We start from the raw sequence: 18,652 nt of genomic DNA on the forward strand, positions 1-18,652 counted from the left end.
AATAATGAGGACAAAAATGTGTCAGTAAATTGGCAAGATATTGCGTTTTCTTTCCTCGGTGGTTTGGGGCTTTTCCTCTTTAGTATCAAGTATATGGGAGATGGTCTTCAACAAGCAGCCGGAGATAAGTTGCGCTTTTACATCGATAAGTATACCAGCAACCCGTTTTTAGGGGTTTTGATTGGTATTGTCATGACGGCCTTGATTCAATCGAGTTCAGGGGTTACCGTTATTGTCGTCGGTCTGGTTTCGGCAGGGCTTTTGAGTCTTCGTCAGGCTATTGGTATTGTCATGGGGGCAAACATCGGTACAACCGTAACTTCCTTCATGATTGGTTTCAAGCTTGGTGACTATGCCCTTCCAGTGATTTTCCTGGGGGCTGCGCTTCTCTTCTTTACAAGCAATAAGAAGCTCAATAATCTAGGACGTATCTTGTTTGGTGTTGGGGGGATTTTCTTTGCCCTTAACCTTATGGGAGATGCGGTAGAACCTTTGAAGTCAGTTACAGCCTTTAAGGACTACTTGGCAACCTTGGGTGATCGCCCAGTCATGGGGGTTATCATCGGTGCTGGCTTGACCATGTTGATTCAGTCGTCAGCAGCGACCATCGGTATTCTTCAGAGTCTCTACTCAGGTGGTTTGCTTGATCTGCAAGGTGCCCTTCCAATCCTCTTTGGGGATAATATCGGAACAACAATCACAGCGGTACTAGCAGCTCTTGGTTCGAACATTGCGGCTAAACGTGTGGCAGGGGCTCACGTCCTGTTCAATGTTATTGGGACGGTCTTGTGTTTGATTCTTTTGGTACCATTCACAGCCTTGATTCAATGGTTTAAGTCTGTGCTTGGATTGACACCTGAGATGACCATCGCCTTTGCTCACGGTACTTTTAACATTGCAAATACTATCGTTCAATTCCCATTCATCGGAGTTCTAGCTTACCTTGTAACTAAGATTATTCCTGGTGAGGACGAAATTAACAAGTACGAAGCACTTTACTTGGACCGTTTGCTTATCACACAGGCACCAGCTATCGCCCTTGGTAATGCCAAGAAAGAATTGGTGCACTTGGCGTCATACGCCATCCAGTCTTTGGAAGCTTCATACGCTTTCTTTGCTAAGGGAGATGAGAAATACTATGATAAGGTTGAGAAGTATGAAACAGCAGTTAATAGTATTGACGAAGAGTTGACAACTTACTTGATTGACATCTCTAACGAATCTCTTAGCGTTTCCGAGAATGAAGTTTTGGCAAGTGTGCTTGATTCTGTTCGTGACTTGGAGCGTATGGGTGACCTTGCCCTTGCAAGTGCTAACCTTTCACAACACATTCATAGTAAGGGAATTGAATTCTCTGATACTGCCAAGGCTGAGCTTGCGGATGTTTACAACCGTACTCACCGCATCGCCCTTGATAGTATTCGTGTGGTTGTAGATGATGACAAGGTACTTGCAGGTCAAGTCATCCTTCGTCATGAAGAGTTGGAAAAACTTGAAAAACAATTGCGTAAAATACATACCAAACGTCTTAACAATGGTGAATGTACTGCGCAAGCAGGTATCAACTATGTTGATTACCTCTCACATTACACACGTATCGCAGACCATGCGATTAATCTTGTTGAAAAGGTTACAGAGGGTGTGATTTAATAGAGAAAGCCGAGAAAAATTCTCGGCTTTTTTGATATAATGAAAGCGTATTAAGAATATAGAAAAATGATGAGAGGTGGTCCTATGACCTATTATATTTCAGCCAAACGTTTTTACTTTGAGAATAAAATCAAGGAAGGTGGCTACCTAGAGGTTGTGGATGGTCATTTCGGTGACTGGACAGAAAAGGTACCAGAAGGTGCAGAAGTACTGGATTACAGTAATTATCAGATTGCTCCGGGTCTTGTAGATACTCATATTCATGGATTTGCGGGTTATGATGTCATGGATAATTCTGAGGAAAGTCTTCTAGGCATGAGTCAAGCCTTGCTTTCAGCAGGTGTGACCTCTTTCTTACCGACAGCCCTAACAGCGCCATTTGAAGAGCTGAAGGCTATTTGCCAAACAACAGCTAATACTATTGGTAAGGAAACTGGTGCCAAAATTCAAGGGCTCTTCTTTGAAGGACCTTATTTTACTGAAACCTATAAGGGGGCTCAAAATCCTAAATACATGGGAAATCCAAGTGTGAAACAATTGCAGGCATGGCAGGAGGCGGCTCAAGGGAAATTGATTAAATTGGCTCTCGCTCCTGAACGTGAGGGAGTGGCTGAATTTATCCAAGAAGCAACCAAGAAAGGCGTCACTATTGCTCTAGGTCATTCTAATGCTACTTATGAAGAAGCCATGGTAGCAGTGGAAGCTGGGGCGTCTGTTTGGGTTCACGTCTACAACGGGATGCGTGGTTTTACACACCGTGAGCCTGGTATGGTTGGTGCAGCCTTCGATAGTCCTGAAACGATTGGTGAGCTGATTGCAGATGGGCATCACGCGGTCCCTGCAGCTTGTAAGGTTCTTATCAAGCAAAAGACACCTCAAGGAGTTGCCCTTATTACGGACTGTATGTCAGCGGGAGGACGTCCGGATGGCGACTATATGCTGGGTGAACTTCCTGTCATCGTCGAAAATGGTACTGCCCGCCTCAAAGAAGGTGGTAACCTAGCTGGATCTATCCTACAACTTAAAGACGGTGTTAAACATGTGGTTGACTGGGGACTTGTGACGGTTGCTCAAGCTCTTCAGATGGCAACTAGTGTTCCAGCTAAATCGGTTGGGCTTGAAAATATTTGCGGAAGCCTAAAAGTAGGTCTACCAGCTGATTTTATCGTACTAGATGATTCCTTGGACTTACAGGCAACATATGTTGATGGGCAAAAAGGTTGGGAAAAATAAGAGTATGAGTAGCACTTTCTTATGAAGGTGCTGTTTTTAATTGATTTTTACAAAGGTGTCAGAGTAGTGTAAAATAGAAATACTTTTTATTTTACAGGAGGTAATATGTCAAAACGTATTTGGAGCATTGCCCTGGCCTATGTCGGTGTAATGATTGGTGCAGGGGTGTCTTCAGGACAGGACCTCTTACAGTATTTTGTTAGTTTTGGAGCCTGGGGACTGATAGGTGTCATAGTTCTAGGAATTTTGCATGTTGGCTTTGGGCGACTCATGATTGCTCTGGGAAGTTATTACCGCTCAGATGACCATTCGGTAGTCCTGGCAGAAATCAGTCATCCTGTGATTTACCGTATTTTGGATATCGCTTTGATTATCACTTGTTTCCTGTTTGGTTTTGTGATGACAGCAGGTGCAGGGGCTAACCTAAACCAGCAGTTCGGCTTTCCGATTTGGGTAGGTGCTTTCCTTTGTACAGCTCTGACTATCTTTGTGAGTTTCCTAGATTTCAAAAAAATCATCGGTGTTATTGGAGTTTTTACCCCTATGATTTTGGTTATGATTGCCATGATATTCGTGACCAATGTTTTAGGACGTCACTGGGATTTTGCTGAGATGGATAAGGTGTCGCAAACCATTCAATCTCCTTTTCCGAGTATTTGGCTGTCTGTGGTTAACTATTTCGCCGTTTGTGTCATGTCAGCCATAGCCATGGCCTTTGTGATGGGTGGCTCTATTCTCAAAATCAATGAAGCTGAAAAGAGTGGAGCCTGGGGAGGATTTATGGTTGGTGTGATTTTCTTCGTCACGACCTTGATTCTCTTTGCTAACAGTGATAAAATTGCTAGCTCGGATGTTCCTATGTTGGCTATTGCTAAGGAAGTGAACCCTATCTTTGCAACACTTTACGCCTTGGTGATCTTTGGATTGATTTTTAATACTGTCTTTAGTCTCTACTATGCCCTTGGGAAACGCTTCTCAGCAGGTAGTGAGAAGCGCTTCAAGTTCTTTGTGGCTGCATTTGCCCTTGCCGGTTTTGCTATTTCCTTCATGGGCTTCCGTCAACTGGTAGCGGTTATGTATCCTATTATTGGTTATCTGGGAATGCTGATGTTGGTCGTGCTAGTTGTGGCTAGCTACCGCGAAAAAGCCAAAATTCGTAAGGAAAAGGAAATTCGAAATCATCTCTTGTCTATCGTTGAGAAGTCTTATGATTCCAACCAAGACTTGACCCATCAAGACAAGAAAAAGGCCGAAGAACTTCGAGAAGCCTCAATTATTGATAATGACATTCTCCATAAAGATTCCCATGCACATGTTCGTCAGGAAATGGGAATCAGTAAGAAGGATTAGAATTTTATTTTACAAGTTTCCCTATTTCTGCTATAATACTGACAAGAAAGAAGGGCTTATGGCGTTTTTCTAGCGAGCTTGGGATAGTGAGAGCCAGGTAGAGCAAAGTAAGTAAGTGGCGCTTTCTCTCAGCAAAGAGCTGAGTACAACAGATAAAATGAAGTAATAAATTAGGGTGGAACCGCGTTTCTGACGCCCCTAGGTCAAACGACTTAGGAGCAGAGACACGGTTCTTTTTGTATCCTGAGTCATAAGAAACTTTATGAATAAGGAGTAAATAATGTCTAAAAAACTAACCTTCCACTGCGTCAGTGGCAGATATCTCCTTATAGTCGGACTGCCCCACGCTCAGCACTAGGATGCCTGAGCTAGACGCAGTACTAACTCGTCTTGCCTCGTATAATCGACGGGGCAGACTCGTGTCGCAAGAAATCATTTAAATCAAGGAGTATTTAATGTCTAAGAAATTAACATTTCAAGAAATCATTTTGACTTTGCAACAATACTGGAATGACCAGGGTTGTATGCTCATGCAGGCTTATGATAATGAAAAAGGTGCGGGAACAATGAGTCCATACACTTTCCTTCGTGCCATTGGTCCTGAACCATGGAATGCGGCTTATGTAGAGCCATCACGTCGTCCAGCAGATGGACGTTACGGGGAAAACCCAAACCGCCTTTACCAGCACCACCAATTCCAAGTGGTGATGAAACCATCACCATCAAACATCCAAGAACTCTACCTTGAGTCATTGGAAAAATTGGGTATCAATCCTTTGGAACACGATATTCGTTTCGTGGAAGATAACTGGGAAAACCCATCAACTGGTTCAGCTGGTCTTGGTTGGGAAGTTTGGTTGGACGGTATGGAAATCACTCAGTTCACCTACTTCCAACAAGTTGGTGGTTTGGCAACTGGTCCGGTAACTTCTGAGGTCACTTACGGTTTGGAACGTTTGGCTTCTTACATCCAAGAAGTAGATTCTGTTTACGATATTGAGTGGGCTCCAGGCGTTAAATACGGGGAAATCTTCCTTCAACCAGAATACGAACACTCAAAATACAGCTTTGAAGTTTCTGACCAAGACATGCTTCTTGAAAACTTCGAAAAATTTGAAAAAGAAGCAGGACGTGCCTTGGAATTGGGTCTTGTTCACCCTGCCTATGACTACGTTTTGAAATGTTCACATACTTTTAACTTGCTAGATGCTCGTGGCGCTGTTTCTGTTACAGAACGTGCCGGTTACATTGCCCGCATCCGTAACTTGGCCCGTGTTGTGGCCAAAACCTTCGTCGCAGAACGTAAGAAACTTGGTTACCCACTTCTTGACGAAGCCACACGCGCAAAACTCCTAGCAGAAGAGGAAGAATAATAAGCGTTACAAGAATGGAAAATGGGCAAACAAAGTGAGCCCACATGGCTACCCAGAGGCAAGTTGAAGACTTGCTAAAGGGATAAGCGCCGCCGTACTGGTATATGGGGATTTTTGAAACGTTAGGTTCAAAAATCAGTTAGCTAAATCCACTTTGATGAGACTGTTGGAAATCGCTGTCAAGGAGACACCAGATTTCCATACAGCCTCACAAAGTTAGTTAGCAACGTCCCCAGTACCTAAGGCGCCTATCAAAAAAAGAATTTTGTAAAGGAAGAAACATGACAAAAAACTTATTAGTAGAACTTGGACTTGAAGAGTTGCCAGCCTACGTTGTCACACCAAGTGAAAAACAACTCGGGGAGAAAATGGCAGCCTTCTTGGATGACAACCGTCTCTCATACGAAAGCATTCAAACCTTCTCAACACCACGCCGTTTGGCAGTCCGTGTGATTGGTTTGGCTGATCAACAATCCGATTTGACCGAAGATTTTAAAGGCCCTTCTAAGAAAATCGCTTTGGATGCAGAAGGTAACTTCTCAAAAGCGGCGCAAGGATTTGTCCGTGGGAAAGGCTTGACTGTTGACGATATCGAATTCCGTGAAGTCAAAGGTGAAGAGTACGTTTATGTTACTAAACACGAAGCTGGAAAACCTGCTAAAGAAGTTTTGGTTGGCGTTCCAGAAGTGCTTGCTTCATTGACTTTCCCTGTCAGCATGCACTGGGCTAACAACACATTTGAATACATTCGCCCAGTTCACACCTTGACAGTTCTTTTGGGCGACGAAGCGCTTGACCTTGACTTCTTGGATATCAAGTCAGGTCGTGTGAGTCGTGGACATCGTTTCCTTGGACATGAAGTGGAAATTACCAATGCGGATTCTTATGAGGAAGACCTTCGTACTGTTTACGTGATTGCGGATAGCAAAGAACGTGAAAACATGATTCGTGAGCAAATCAAAGCTATCGAGGCAGAACAAGGTGTTCAAGTCCAAATCGAAGAAGGACTTTTGAATGAAGTCTTGAACTTGGTCGAATATCCAACTGCATTTATGGGAAGTTTCGATACTAAGTATTTGGACGTTCCAGAAGAAGTCTTGGTGACATCAATGGAAACGCACCAACGTTACTTTGTTGTACGTGACCTTGACGGTAAGCTTAAACCAAACTTCATCTCAGTCCGTAATGGTAACGCTGAGCACTTGGAAAATGTTATTCGAGGAAATGAAAAAGTATTGGTGGCCCGTCTTGAAGATGGTGAATTCTTCTGGCGTGAAGACCAAAAACTTAAGATTGAAGACCTCGTTGCTAAATTGGCTAACGTGACTTTCCATGAAAAAATCGGTTCTCTCTCAGAACACATGGCCCGTGCTGGTGTCATTGCCGCGTCATTGGCTGAGCAAGCTGGTTTGACTGCCGAAGAAACGGCAGCCGTAGCGCGTGCAGCTGAAATCTATAAATTTGACCTCTTGACTGGTATGGTCGGAGAGTTCGATGAATTGCAAGGAATCATGGGTGAAAAATACGCCCTCCTTGCTGATGAGGATGCTGCGGTTGCGACAGCTATCCGTGAGCACTACCTTCCTGATTCAGCAGATGGAGCCCTTCCAGAGACTAAGGTTGGTGCTATCCTTGCGCTTGCAGATAAATTGGATACTCTCCTTTCCTTCTTCTCAGTTGGCTTGATTCCATCAGGTTCTAATGACCCTTATGCGCTTCGTCGTGCAACGCAAGGGATTGTTCGTATCTTGGATGCTTTTGGTTGGCACATCCCTATGGATGAGTTGATCGACAGCCTTTACGCCCTTTCATTTGATAGTCTTTCTTATGACAATCAAGCAGAAGTAATCAACTTCATCAAAGCGCGTGTGGACAAGATGATGGGACGCACATCAAAAGATATCAAAGAAGCCGTTCTTGCTGGTTCAAACTTCGTGGTTGCGGATATGCTTGAAGCAGCTGACGCCCTCTCAGAAGCTGCTAAGGCTGATGGTTACAAGGCAGCTGTTGAATCACTCTCACGTGCCTTCAACTTGGCAGAAAAAGCAGATGCTTCAGTAGCAGTCGATGCCAGTCTCTTTGAAAATGACCAAGAAAAAGCCCTTTCTAAAGCGATTGAAGAGCTTGAATTGACTGGTTCAGCTAGTGACAAATTGGCTAAGCTCTTTGCTCTTAGCCCAGTCATCGATGCCTTCTTTGACAACACTATGGTCATGGCAGAAGATGAAGCGGTTAAAAACAACCGTTTGGCCCTTCTTGCAGGTCTTGTAGCCAAAGCCAAAGCTGTTGCAGCTTTCAACCAATTGAACACAAAATAATGATCTGGTAACAGGTAGGAAGTAGGTTTTATTATGACACCTGAAAAAATCGCTCGTATCAATGAGCTTGCTAAAAAGAAAAAAACCGAAGGTTTGACTCCAGAAGAAGAAGTGGAGCAAGCAAAACTTCGTGAAGAATACATTGAAGGTTACCGTCGCTCAGTTCGTCACCATATCGAAGGAATTAAAGTGGTTGACGAAGAAGGTAACGATGTGACACCTGAAAAACTACGTCAAGTACAACGTGAAAAAGGTTTGCATGGCCGTAGCCTCGATGATCCTGAATCATAATAACGATGTACAAGGGTTTGGAATTTTTCCAAGCCCTTGTTTTGAAGTATAAAATTCTGAATATTCTGTATAAAATTGACCAATTATTTCAAAAATGGTAAAATATAAGTTATGTTAAAAAATGGCATGATTCAATGAGTCGTGCTCAATAGAATTGGAGTGAAAAAAATGTCGCAAAAGCAACATCATAAAGACGACGACAACCAGACTGAGAATGGGATGGTGCGTGGTCTTCAAAACCGTCACGTCCAGCTGATTGCCATCGCTGGTACAATCGGTACAGGTCTCTTCCTCGGGGCAGGGCGTTCTCTCTCCCTAACAGGACCTTCAATCATCTTAGTATATATACTAACTGGTATCTTCATGTATCTTATGATGCGAGCGATCGGTGAGATGCTCTATATGGATCCTGACCAGCACACCTTTATCAACTTTATTACCAAATACCTTGGTAAGGGCTGGGGATTCTTCTCGGGTTGGTCTTACTGGGTATCACTGATATTCCTCGGGATGGCAGAAATTACGGCAGTATCAACCTATGTGCAATATTGGTTCCCAAGTTGGCCTGCCTGGCAGATTCAGATTGTCTTCTTGATTATCCTGAGCTCGGTTAACCTGATTGCGGTTAAGATTTTCGGGGAAGTTGAGTTTTGGTTTGGGATGATTAAGATTATCACCATTCTTGCTCTTATCGCAACAGGTATCTTCATGGTAGCAACCAACTTTGAAACGCCTGCTGGACATGCTAGCCTTGCCAATATTACACACGGCTTTCAGATGTTCCCTAAAGGTTGGGTAAGCTTTGTTATGACCTTCCAAATGGTCTTCTTTGCTTACCAAGCCATCGAATTTGTAGGGATTACAACTTCTGAGACAGCGAATCCACGTAAGGTCTTACCAAAGGCAATCAAGGAGATTCCGATTCGTATTGTCATCTTCTATGTGGGTGCCCTCATTGCCCTCATGGCTATCTTCCCATGGCAAAAACTTCCAGTTAATGAATCACCGTTCGTAACGGTCTTCCAAATGGCTGGTATCAAGTGGGCAGCAGCCTTCATTAACTTTGTTGTCTTGACAGCAGCGGCGTCATCATTGAATTCAACACTTTACTCAACAGGTCGTCACCTCTTCCAAATTGCTAAGGAAACACCAAATAGTAAAGTCATGAAAGCATTGAAGCTAGATACTTTGTCACGTAATGGTATTCCTTCACGTGCTATCATTGTTTCAGCCATTGTAGTATGTGTTTCAGCCTTCATCAATGTCTTGCCTGGTGTATCTGATGCATTTGCTTTGATTACGGCATCATCATCAGGTGTCTACATCGCTATCTATATCTTGACCATGCTTGCTCATCTCAAGTACCGTAAATCTCAAGAGTTCATGGCAGATGGATTCCTTATGCCAGCCTATAAGATTCTCAATCCATTGACTATTCTTTTCTTCATCTTCGTCTTTGTTTGTCTCTTCTTGCAAAAGTCAACAGTTGTCGGAGCTATTGGGGCAGCCATCTGGATTGTGGTATTTAGTATCTATAGTAACTGGAAACATAGTAAATAAATCAATCTAGCTCACCTTTATGGTGAGTTTTTTGTTGCAAAAAAGGACACAAGGTGTCCCAGTTATTAGTTATGCAATACTTTCTTGATTTCCGTGGTGAAAGAAGCCACCTAAGAGGCCTTTGCTACGATGAAAAATAGCAGGCTTATGATCGTTGTGTGAACGACCATTAACATCAAGTTTAGCCCATTCAAGAGCCTGGTAGGCATTTCGGTCTGAAACTGTAGATGTCCCAATATAGCTATAAATACCTGCCTGAGCAAGAATAAACCCTTGTAGTTGACGAATATGCTCATCATTGAGTGCTTCAGAAAAATGGATTTTAACTGTCTTATAAGTCAAGGCTTGGACAGACTCAACGATAGGTGATTCTGCTAGGAGGTGCAAAAGTTCTTGATGCTTAGTAAAGTACTTATCATAGTCCATTGGAAGAATGATAGTATGGGCAATCCAATCTTCCAAGTTGGCTTTGGCTTTCTTACTGAGACCTTTTGCTGTGATACTGAGATTATCTATATTGAAAGGAAGCTGGTCGATGTGAGCAGTGTTCGAACCATATGCCTTTCTGAAAAGCGGTGTACTTGATAGAATATGTCCAGTAGGGGAAATAATAGCCAAGGCAGTTTCCTTGGTTTGGTAACCAAGCTTGTGGCATTCCATGCTAGCGTATGTATCTTTAAATTCAATAATTGCTCTTGTTTTCATCGTGTAACTCTCTTTCTGTTAGTTTATAAACTAACGATAGTTTATCATGACTTATACTCTTGGTCAAGAATTTACCTCGAAAAACAAAAAACAATTATGTAAGGGCTTGCAAAAATGTTTGGACTCTGATAAGATAGAACCATAGCAAAAGGATTGTTACTGGTCAGCAGGCAAAACCTAGATAAATACGAAAAACTAATGGGAGTAGTGTATGCTTATCCCAATTGGTTCTTGGTATTTATTTAGGTTTTTTTCGTTGAAAAAGCCTCAAAGAAAACTAGAATCCTAGACAAGAAAGGAGCCCTTATGGCTAAATATACTGAATTAGCTGAGGACATTCTCAAACACGTTGGTGGCAAGGAAAATGTCAATAGCTTGAAACACTGTGTGACACGTTTGCGCTTTGATTTGAAAGATGAATCTAAAGCAGATGATGACTACCTTAAGAACCGTGACGGAGTTGTTACTGTTGTTAAGGCAGGTGGACAATATCAGGTGGTTATCGGTAACCATGTGCCTGATGTTTATGCGGAGGTTCTCCAAGTTGGTGGTCTTCCAGCAGGTGGAAGTCTTGATCTTGATGAGGGGGATGCACCAAAGGGAAATCTCTTTGACCGCTTTGTATCTTTGGTATCAAGTATTTTCCAACCTTTCCTTGGGCCTTTGGCTGCAGCCGGGATTATCAAAGGAATAGTCGCTGTCATGGCAGCATGTGGCCTGTCAGCTGCAACAAGCCCTATGTATGTCATCCTTAATGCGGCGGGGGATGGTTTCTTCCAGTTCTTGCCAATCTTGATTGCCTTGACTTCTGCTCGTCGTTTCAAGGTTAATGAGTTTACAGCTATTGCGGTTGCAGGAGCACTTGTTTATCCTGATATTGCTACGCTAGTGACAGCTCTTCAAAAGGCAGGTCAAGGTCATGTTCTAGGGGTTATTCCGTTTACGCTTCCTGCAGGGGGTTACCTCTCAACAGTAATGCCTTCTATCTTGGCAATCTGGGTGGCTTCTTACATTCAAAAATTCTTTACTAAGATTACTCCAGATGTCATTAAAGTCTTCGTAGTACCTTTCTTTACATTGCTCATTACAGTACCATTAACATTCTTGGTGGTGGGACCAATTGCCAACACTTTCTCTGATGGATTGACAAGTCTTTTCCAAGCGATCATGAACTTTAGTCCGATTGTCTTTGGTCTTGTACTTGGTATCCTATGGCAAGTCTTGGTTATGTTCGGAATGCACTGGGCGCTTGTTCCCCTTGCTATCTTAGATGTGGCAACAAACGGAAGTTCTACGATTCTTTCAGCAGCTATCCTTCCATGTTTCACGCAAACAGGTGTATTGGGGGCTATCATGCTTAAGACAAAAGAAGAAAAAGTCCGTATCATTTCTATGCCAGCCTTTGTTTCATCTATTTTTGGTGTAACAGAACCTGCTATCTATGGGGTGACTCTTCCAATGAAAACACCATTCTACATTTCATGTGGTGTTTCAGGACTTATGGGGGCTGCCATGATGGCCCTAGATATTAAGACGTATTCAATAGGTGGTCTGGGTGTTTTTGTCTTCCCAAGCCTTATTGGACCGGATGGTAACCTTTCTAAAGTTATCTTTGCCATTATTATTGCCATTGTGGGTGGTGTTCTTGCCTTCCTCATCCAACTCTTTGTGCGAGTACCAAATCTATACGGTGGTGGAGCAGCTAAGGTTGAGGAAAAAGCTGAAGAAGCTGCACCTGCTCCTAAAGAAATTCAACAAGAAATTATTGCGAGCCCACTTATCGGGAATGTTGTCCCACTTGACCAAGTTCCTGACCAAGTCTTTGCCTCAGGAGCTATGGGTAAAGGTATCGCTATTGACCCTACTGATGGGGTAGTGGTCGCACCAGCTAAGGCAACTGTTAATTTAGTCTTCCCTACTGGTCATGCGATTGGTTTGACAACTGAAAATGGTGCAGAGCTTCTCATTCATATTGGTATGGATACTGTTTCTCTTGCTGGTAAAGGCTTCAAGACCTATGTGGAAGCAGGTCAAGTTGTAGAAGCAGGGCAAAAACTTATAGAATTTGACCTAGCAACTATCCGAGAGGCTAAATTACCAGTCATCACGCCAGTCATTGTGACCAATACAGCTGACTTTAATGATGTCTTAACGACTAAAGAAGCTCGTGTTAACACCGGTGACTATCTCCTCACTGCTGTTAAATAAAAAAGAAATCCGAGAATCAACTTCTCGGATTTTTGTTTATTTGAATTTGTAGTCTTTAACAACTTCAACGGAATTAACCGTTACATTTTCTTTTGGTTTGCTGTTGTCATCGACTTCAAGGTTAGCAATGGTATCAACGACATCCATGCCTTTGATGACTTGTCCAAAGACAGTATATTTGGTATCACCAGCTGGGTAACCGCCTTTTTTGTAGGCGTCAATGATAGGTTTTGGATAGCCGGCATTTCCTAGTTGCTTGCTTTGATCGTCCTTGTTTTGAACAATGTAGAATTGGCTGCCGTTTGAATTCTTAGCACCAGTATTGGCCATAGCAAGTGCGCCACGGATGTTGTAGAGGAATGGTGTAGGCTCAACAGCGAAACCTTTCTTCCAGATAGATTCTCCGCCAGTACCGTCACCCTTAGGGTCGCCACTTTGAATCATGAAGTCCTTGATGACACGGTGGAAGGTAAGACCATCATAGTATTTGTCCTTTGCATGTTTCAAGAAGTTTTCAGAAGCCTTTGGAGCAAGTGTAGGGAAGAGTTTGACTGTGATATCACCCTTTGAAGTGTGGAGGATAACTTCAGCTTCGTCCTTACCGACCTTGTCTGACAACTGTGGGAAGGCATCTTTTCCAGATTTTTGGGCTTTTTCTAATTGTTTAGTGAATATCTTATTATCAACATAAGCATCTCCACGAACGGCGCGTGAGATGTTCTCACGAAAGGCAAAACCTAGGCCTGCGATAACAAGTACAATAATTAATGGAATGTACTTTTTAATGTTTTTCATATATAACTCCTTTGGTGCATTATACCTACTATTGTAGCAGAAAAAAACCTTTTGGGAAACGGTTAACAGAGGTCTTTAAATATGGTAGAATGGGATTATCAACAAGAAGATGAACAATGGGACTAGATATAGGAAAAAGGTTGCCTCAGGCTAAAAGGTGAGGGCTGACTTTTGGAAGGACGCATGCTACTTGCTCTTATCAGAGATAGGTGTCTAAATCCTAACTATAGAAAACTTTGCTAAGCTGAAGGGACCTCTTGTTTGGATTTCTTGAAAAAAGGAGATTTTTATGTCAACTAAAGCAGAATGGGCTGAACTCTTTGAGTCGGTACATGGGCGTAAGCCTAGCCCCCAAGAATTTTTGGATGCTAAAGCAGCTGACTTTGATACAAGTGCTTTGGCTGCTCAAGCAGCATCTGTAGAAGCACCAGCTAACGAACCTGTCGCTGAAGAAGTAGCTCCAGAACCAGTTGCTACTGAAGAAGTGGCAGAACAAGATGATATCGCAGATGTGGCTGAAACAGCTGAGGATGCCGTCGCAGAACAAGCAAGCAGTGAATCACCATTTGGTGCAGAAGCTTTCTCAGAAGCACCTGTGCAACAACCAACACCACAATTTGATTCAAGCATGTTTGAAAAGGCACCTATCTCATCAGCTCAAGGATTTGGAACAGTTCCTAATCCAGCAGCAGCTGGCTCAGCAGATAAACCTCTTTTCAATCTTATCTTGCCAATCGTTGCGATTGCACTTTCAGTAATCTTTGCAGTCTTGGCATGGTTTGTAAGTCCTGCTTGGCTCTTCATCATCTTGACAGTCCTCGCAGTTGCAGTGGCAGTTGTTTCACTTGTCTTTAGCCTTAAATCAAGCAAGAAATTGCTCTCAATTATTGCAACAGGTGTTGCTGGTCTCATGCTCTTTGTTTCTATTGGTGGTTTGATTTTCCAAATCTCTCAAAACGCTAGTGACAACACAAGCTCAAGCAAGACATCAAAAGTTGCTGACAAAGACGATGATGACGCTGACAAGAAAGATGATGACAGCGATTCTAAATCTGATTCTAAATCTGATTCAAAAGGTGATAGTACTGATGTCAACGACTACATTGACAAAAATGCTAAATTTGATTGGAATGAATCTAAGTTCAAGAAGTTGAAAGCAGGTAAGGATACCGTTAAGTCTATCATCAAGACTTATGGTAAGGCTTCTGATGCACAAATCTCTGGCGATGAGATGAAGTTGAATTACTCTGGTAAAGACTATGGTGAAAGTGTTTACCTAAACTTTAAGAAACAATATGACGGTACATTTATCTTGTCATATGCTTCAGGTAGATTCCCTCAAGATAAGGTAGAAGTTGATCGCTCTTACAAAGCTGATTGGACAAAAGAACAGTTTGATGCTCTCACTAAGGGTGATTACACTGATCCATCAAACGGTACGAAACTTGAAGATATCGTTAAGGATCACCCTAAAGCTTCAAGTGCAGAATACACAATCTCAACATCTCGTCAAGGTGAATTCAAAAAAGAAATGAGCATTTCTTATAGTGACTATGAGGCTGGAGATGGTAAACTCAAGAGTGTTTACTTGTCATTTGATACCAAAGAAGATGACGATACGTTCTACCTTACTTATAAATCAGGTCCAGATGGCGAGGATTAATTAAGGAACAGGAGGGGAAACCTTCCTGTTTTTTCTTGATAAAAGGAGAAAACTATTGAGATTTTTAAATTATACATTCGAGCAAAGTCAGTCTCTTGTCACTAAGGAGACCGTAGAAAAGCTCAATCAAAAAGGAAGCTGGAAACGATTTATTGGCTTGTTTATCACTTCAATTGTTATTTATTTCTTCTCTATTATCACACCCATGTTTATAAAAGGATTGACGCTTGATCAAAATCCAACATTTTCTTGGATTCAGTGGCCAATCATTCTTTTCTATGTAGTCATGTATTTGGTCTATCTTTTCTTTTCAATTAAGAACAGAAGAAGCCCGATGAAACTAAAATTTTGCACCTACTTTTACATGGTAGTCTTACTCGCTATCTTTACAGTATGTGCCGGAATAATGATGATGACACGACGAAATATTGTCAGTATACTATCGGGAGCTATGTTTCTTCTGTCCATTTATTACTTGATTCGAACGGTTCCCCGTAAACTGAAAGAAGCTGTTCAAAATCAGACAGAGTTTAGCCCCATGGTAGCACTTGTGACTGAAAAGATTTCGGATGGTTTAGTCTTTTTAGGTGGAACCGGGATTACAGGTGCCCTTGTGCTCTTTGACCGCTCCACTGGAAGTGATACTAGAGGGAGCATTGATGCGGTGTTGATGCCTATTATGCCTGCCATATTTGTCTTTGCGACTTATGTCTTTTCCATTGATTTGCTACGAGGTTATTACCTCTTCAAATACTCTGAGCAATATAGAGAGCAGTTTGGCTACTCAGCTAAGGATTGGTATGGAGAGAAGTCGAAGGAGTATAGGAGGATACAGGGCTAAGTTGTGGTTAAAGTAATGTATGAAATTGATGGCAAAATGCTTGAAGTTAAAACAATTTTAAACCGTATTGGAGGATAAAATGGAAAAACAAATTAATGAAAAAATTCGTGAGATTGCTCAGAGTGTTAATGAAGAGGGGAAAAATGAGTATATCTACAATCTCTATATTCCAAAGCAATATAATTTTCCTAATAATACTGAAATTATAGATATTGAAAAAATAATTGAACAAATTAAAGGGAATCTTCCAAATCAAGGGGTAATCTTAAATGACTAACATAACATTTTCACAAGTTCAAAAGAGTTTTCACAAGAAGTTGGTGTTAGACATTCCTGATTTTCAAGCAGATTCAGGTGAAATCTTCTCCATCGTTGGTGGCAATGGTGCCGGTAAGTCGACTTTTATCAAGCTCTTGGCAGGGATTTTTTTGCAGGATAAGGGCGAGGTTCGTGTCTATGACGTTTCTAATCGCTCCAAGAAAATCCACTCGCTGGTCAAGTTTGTCTTGGAGAGCGGGCAGGGGTTGTACAGTTATTTGACAGCTATGGAGAATCTCCAATATTTTCTAAGCTTGAATGGGATTGCCTTGTCTCATATCAAGGCAGAGGTGGATGTCTTGTGTGACCAGCTGGCTTTTACCCCTTATAAGGACACGCTGGTTTCAGAACTGTCCCAGGGCAACCGTCAAAAATTGACCTTAATCTTAGCCTTGGTGCAAAAACCGAAAGTACTCTGTTTGGATGAGCCGACCAATGGGCTAGATTTGCTGGCAAAAAAACAGCTGATGACTCTTTTGCAGGATTATGCTCGTCACCATCAAGCCAGTATTTTTATCACCAGTCATGATGCTAGTTTTATCGAGAAGGTCAGCACTCGGGTGGTGGTAATTCAGGAGGGGCGGCTTTATCGTGAAGGAACCTTTGAAGAGATTTTTGGCAATGTCCACCAGCATGAAGTCTATCACTTGCTGTTAGATAAGAGTGCAGAAAGTGTACTGAAACAAAGATTCCCTGAGCTGGACTACAAGGTGCTTGACGGTGGGATTTCGGTAGAGACCAGAAATCCAGACCTTTATCGGCTATTGCTGGAAGAAACAGAAGTCTTGCAGTTCACCCGAGAACCTGCCTCTTTGGAAGATTTGCTTTATGAGGTGCTCAAATGATGCTAGCAGCTATTGGGCGAGAGTTTAGTCGCCAACTCAGTGAATACAAACAGTTCAAAGTCAATCTTCTCTTTGCCAATCTGGGAATTTTCTTTCTAATTACGGGTTTTCTGACCTATTTTGACAGCCAGCAAGATACTTTTGAGCTGTTTATCTTGCTTTTTACTTGGTATTTTTCTAGCCACAGTATCACCCATCCAACCTATTTTATCGAGGATGAGATTGCAGACCGCACCATTATCAACGTGATTCAGAGTCGGCGGAGCATATTTGGCATGCTTTTTATCAAAATTATCGTACAGATTTTGTTGGACTTGGTCAAGGCCATTCCTTTGTTTTGCTTGGTTGCCTTGGTTCAGCAGATTGCCTTTCCTACTGACTGGGTCGATACATTTGTTACCTTTCTTCTGTCCTTTGTGGTTATTGCGTCCCTTTATGGTCTAGGCTTTCTCTTTGCCAGTTTTTCCTTTGTCTTTACAAAAATTTCCAGTATTACTAGCCTCCTTGCTTACGGGATTCTCTTTTTGGTTGGTTTTCAGGAACAATCGAGTCATTTGATTGCTACTTTAACTCGTTTCTTGCCTTTCCATCTCTTGGTGAGTTTTATCCGCCAGCCAAGTTGGTTCGTTCTTTTATTATTACTGGGATACGGTTTGATTTACTGGCTCTTGGGTTACTTGTGCTTTCAAACTTGTTTGACCTATGCCAAAAAGAAGGGAAGTTTGTTCCATGTATAATGAAGTGAAGCGATTTTATCTCTTTCGTAGGAGACGCTGGGCGGATACCCTGTTTGACACCCTCTACCACGTCATTTTCATTCTTGGTTTTTATAGCCTTTTGAGGGGAAATTCTGACTTTCAGTTGTCCTATTTCTATTATTATTTCATCTTGACCCATGTGGTCTCCTTGGGTAATGAAGAGTTGGAGTACGAGATTCGGTCTGGGCAATCTTTTGGCACCCAGTATGCTTTGCAATCAGTGTATAGAATTTACCTGCAACGAGCAGTGGTTTACTTTGTTTGGTTGTCTTTGATCTTCTGGATTGCTCTGCTTTTGATTCATCAGGGTTTACCAACTCGCTTTTCTTTGAAGGTCATCAGTTTCCAAGGACTGTTCGTGGTACTGATTGGTTTCCTGATTTTCCTCGGCTATTATCTTGTCATGATTCGACTGACTATCCGCTTCCAACGAATTTCAGTCTTGGTAGATTTTCTAAACACCGTGCTCTTATTCTACTCAGGACTCGTCTTTCCAGTGGTGAGTTTTGGGAATTTGAAGAAATTATTTGATGGGATTATAAGAAATTAAGGATTCTTTTTCAATGCAGAGTCCTTTTTCTATTGAAATCTTCTTTTAATTCCTATCCTCTGAGACGGTGAAGGTGATATACTCCCACTTACAGTGGACAGTGAAAATACTATAATTCACTAGAAGTGAACTGCCCCAAAAAGTGTGATCGAAAAAATCTTACTTTTGGGGGGAGTTTCTTTTCTTCTTCCATT

15 protein-coding genes and 1 pseudogene are annotated in these 18,652 nt (G+C 42.1%); 14 read left to right on the forward strand and 2 right to left on the reverse strand.

The genetic code is table 11. The features are described 5' to 3' along the window. Positions 1 to 18: 18 nt before the first annotated feature. The 7 genes from SSAL8618_RS02710 to SSAL8618_RS02740 all read left to right on the forward strand — a co-directional run bounded on the left by SSAL8618_RS02710 (position 19) and on the right by SSAL8618_RS02740 (position 9,775). The gene (locus SSAL8618_RS02710) at positions 19 to 1,650 is read left to right on the forward strand and encodes a Na/Pi cotransporter family protein (RefSeq protein WP_022496591.1); all 1,632 of its coding nucleotides are present in this window, start codon (positions 19 to 21) and stop codon (positions 1,648 to 1,650) included. 84 nt (positions 1,651 to 1,734) lie between these two features. Beyond that, a complete protein-coding gene (gene nagA, locus SSAL8618_RS02715) occupies positions 1,735 to 2,883 on the forward strand; it encodes an N-acetylglucosamine-6-phosphate deacetylase (protein WP_038676963.1) in 1,149 nt (382 codons plus the stop codon). 105 nt (positions 2,884 to 2,988) lie between these two features. Next, a complete protein-coding gene (locus SSAL8618_RS02720; RefSeq protein ID WP_038675490.1) occupies positions 2,989 to 4,233 on the forward strand; it encodes a YkvI family membrane protein in 1,245 nt (414 codons plus the stop codon). 455 nt (positions 4,234 to 4,688) lie between these two features. After that, positions 4,689 to 5,606: a glycine--tRNA ligase subunit alpha gene (gene glyQ, locus SSAL8618_RS02725; RefSeq protein WP_002886077.1), complete on the forward strand. Its 918-nt coding sequence runs from the start codon at positions 4,689 to 4,691 to the stop codon at positions 5,604 to 5,606. A gap of 281 nt (positions 5,607 to 5,887) precedes the next feature. Continuing rightward, positions 5,888 to 7,924, forward strand: coding sequence for a glycine--tRNA ligase subunit beta (gene glyS / locus SSAL8618_RS02730; RefSeq protein ID WP_038675492.1), 2,037 nt, complete (start codon positions 5,888 to 5,890; stop codon positions 7,922 to 7,924). A gap of 33 nt (positions 7,925 to 7,957) precedes the next feature. After that, positions 7,958 to 8,215 (forward strand): DUF896 family protein, encoded by a 258-nt coding sequence (locus SSAL8618_RS02735; protein ID WP_002886085.1) that lies wholly within the window; start codon positions 7,958 to 7,960, stop codon positions 8,213 to 8,215. A gap of 168 nt (positions 8,216 to 8,383) precedes the next feature. Next, positions 8,384 to 9,775, forward strand: a complete 1,392-nt coding sequence (locus SSAL8618_RS02740) for an amino acid permease (RefSeq protein WP_002885919.1) — start codon at positions 8,384 to 8,386, stop codon at positions 9,773 to 9,775. Between the two features lie 69 nt (positions 9,776 to 9,844). On the opposite strand, the gene SSAL8618_RS02745 is transcribed toward SSAL8618_RS02740, so the two are convergent. Then, positions 9,845 to 10,480, reverse strand: coding sequence for a hypothetical protein (locus SSAL8618_RS02745; protein WP_013990993.1), 636 nt, complete (start codon positions 10,478 to 10,480; stop codon positions 9,845 to 9,847). Positions 10,481 to 10,786: 306 nt separating this feature from the next. Between SSAL8618_RS02745 and SSAL8618_RS02750 the strand changes: the two genes are divergently transcribed. Beyond that, a complete protein-coding gene (locus SSAL8618_RS02750; protein WP_038675496.1) occupies positions 10,787 to 12,688 on the forward strand; it encodes a beta-glucoside-specific PTS transporter subunit IIABC in 1,902 nt (633 codons plus the stop codon). Between the two features lie 36 nt (positions 12,689 to 12,724). Here SSAL8618_RS02750 and SSAL8618_RS02755 read toward each other — a convergent pair whose 3' ends face one another. Next, on the reverse strand, positions 12,725 to 13,483 hold the full coding sequence (locus SSAL8618_RS02755; RefSeq protein ID WP_038675498.1) for a peptidylprolyl isomerase: 759 nt from the start codon (positions 13,481 to 13,483) through the stop codon (positions 12,725 to 12,727). A gap of 289 nt (positions 13,484 to 13,772) precedes the next feature. On the opposite strand from SSAL8618_RS02755, the gene SSAL8618_RS02760 reads away from it, so the two are divergent. From SSAL8618_RS02760 to SSAL8618_RS02785, 6 genes and pseudogenes are all read left to right on the forward strand, one after another. Beyond that, a complete protein-coding gene (locus tag SSAL8618_RS02760) occupies positions 13,773 to 15,146 on the forward strand; it encodes a hypothetical protein (RefSeq protein WP_038675499.1) in 1,374 nt (457 codons plus the stop codon). A 55-nt stretch (positions 15,147 to 15,201) separates the two neighbouring features. Then, a complete protein-coding gene (locus SSAL8618_RS02765) occupies positions 15,202 to 15,987 on the forward strand; it encodes a hypothetical protein (RefSeq protein ID WP_022496600.1) in 786 nt (261 codons plus the stop codon). Between the two features lie 79 nt (positions 15,988 to 16,066). Next, positions 16,067 to 16,180, forward strand: a pseudogene (locus SSAL8618_RS10915) (immunity protein YezG family protein); the annotation flags it as partial. 76 nt (positions 16,181 to 16,256) lie between these two features. Further along, complete coding sequence (locus tag SSAL8618_RS02775) at positions 16,257 to 17,150, forward strand: ABC transporter ATP-binding protein (protein ID WP_038675501.1); 894 nt, start codon at positions 16,257 to 16,259, stop codon at positions 17,148 to 17,150. Beyond that, positions 17,147 to 17,887, forward strand: coding sequence for a hypothetical protein (locus SSAL8618_RS02780; protein WP_037602000.1), 741 nt, complete (start codon positions 17,147 to 17,149; stop codon positions 17,885 to 17,887). The genes SSAL8618_RS02775 and SSAL8618_RS02780 overlap by 4 nt, the downstream gene beginning before the upstream one ends. Further along, positions 17,880 to 18,458, forward strand: coding sequence for a hypothetical protein (locus tag SSAL8618_RS02785; protein ID WP_037602002.1), 579 nt, complete (start codon positions 17,880 to 17,882; stop codon positions 18,456 to 18,458). Before SSAL8618_RS02780 ends, SSAL8618_RS02785 begins: the two co-directional genes overlap by 8 nt. The last annotated feature ends 194 nt before the right edge of the window (positions 18,459 to 18,652 follow it).

This window comes from Streptococcus salivarius, from assembly GCF_000785515.1.
GTDB lineage: Bacteria > Bacillota > Bacilli > Lactobacillales > Streptococcaceae > Streptococcus > Streptococcus salivarius.

Bases quoted from the DNA above. Each gene is read 5' to 3' on its own strand.
- nagA (WP_038676963.1), top strand. From the start codon at position 1,735: ATGACCTATTATATTTCAGCCAAACGTTTTTACTTTGAGAATAAAATC.
- SSAL8618_RS02720 (WP_038675490.1), top strand. From the start codon at position 2,989: ATGTCAAAACGTATTTGGAGCATTGCCCTGGCCTATGTCGGTGTAATG.
- glyQ (WP_002886077.1), top strand. From the start codon at position 4,689: ATGTCTAAGAAATTAACATTTCAAGAAATCATTTTGACTTTGCAACAA.
- glyS (WP_038675492.1), top strand. From the start codon at position 5,888: ATGACAAAAAACTTATTAGTAGAACTTGGACTTGAAGAGTTGCCAGCC.
- SSAL8618_RS02735 (WP_002886085.1), top strand. From the start codon at position 7,958: ATGACACCTGAAAAAATCGCTCGTATCAATGAGCTTGCTAAAAAGAAA.
- SSAL8618_RS02740 (WP_002885919.1), top strand. From the start codon at position 8,384: ATGTCGCAAAAGCAACATCATAAAGACGACGACAACCAGACTGAGAAT.
- SSAL8618_RS02745 (WP_013990993.1), bottom strand. From the start codon at position 10,480: ATGAAAACAAGAGCAATTATTGAATTTAAAGATACATACGCTAGCATG.
- SSAL8618_RS02750 (WP_038675496.1), top strand. From the start codon at position 10,787: ATGGCTAAATATACTGAATTAGCTGAGGACATTCTCAAACACGTTGGT.
- SSAL8618_RS02755 (WP_038675498.1), bottom strand. From the start codon at position 13,483: ATGAAAAACATTAAAAAGTACATTCCATTAATTATTGTACTTGTTATC.
- SSAL8618_RS02760 (WP_038675499.1), top strand. From the start codon at position 13,773: ATGTCAACTAAAGCAGAATGGGCTGAACTCTTTGAGTCGGTACATGGG.
- SSAL8618_RS02775 (WP_038675501.1), top strand. From the start codon at position 16,257: ATGACTAACATAACATTTTCACAAGTTCAAAAGAGTTTTCACAAGAAG.
- SSAL8618_RS02780 (WP_037602000.1), top strand. From the start codon at position 17,147: ATGATGCTAGCAGCTATTGGGCGAGAGTTTAGTCGCCAACTCAGTGAA.
- SSAL8618_RS02785 (WP_037602002.1), top strand. From the start codon at position 17,880: ATGTATAATGAAGTGAAGCGATTTTATCTCTTTCGTAGGAGACGCTGG.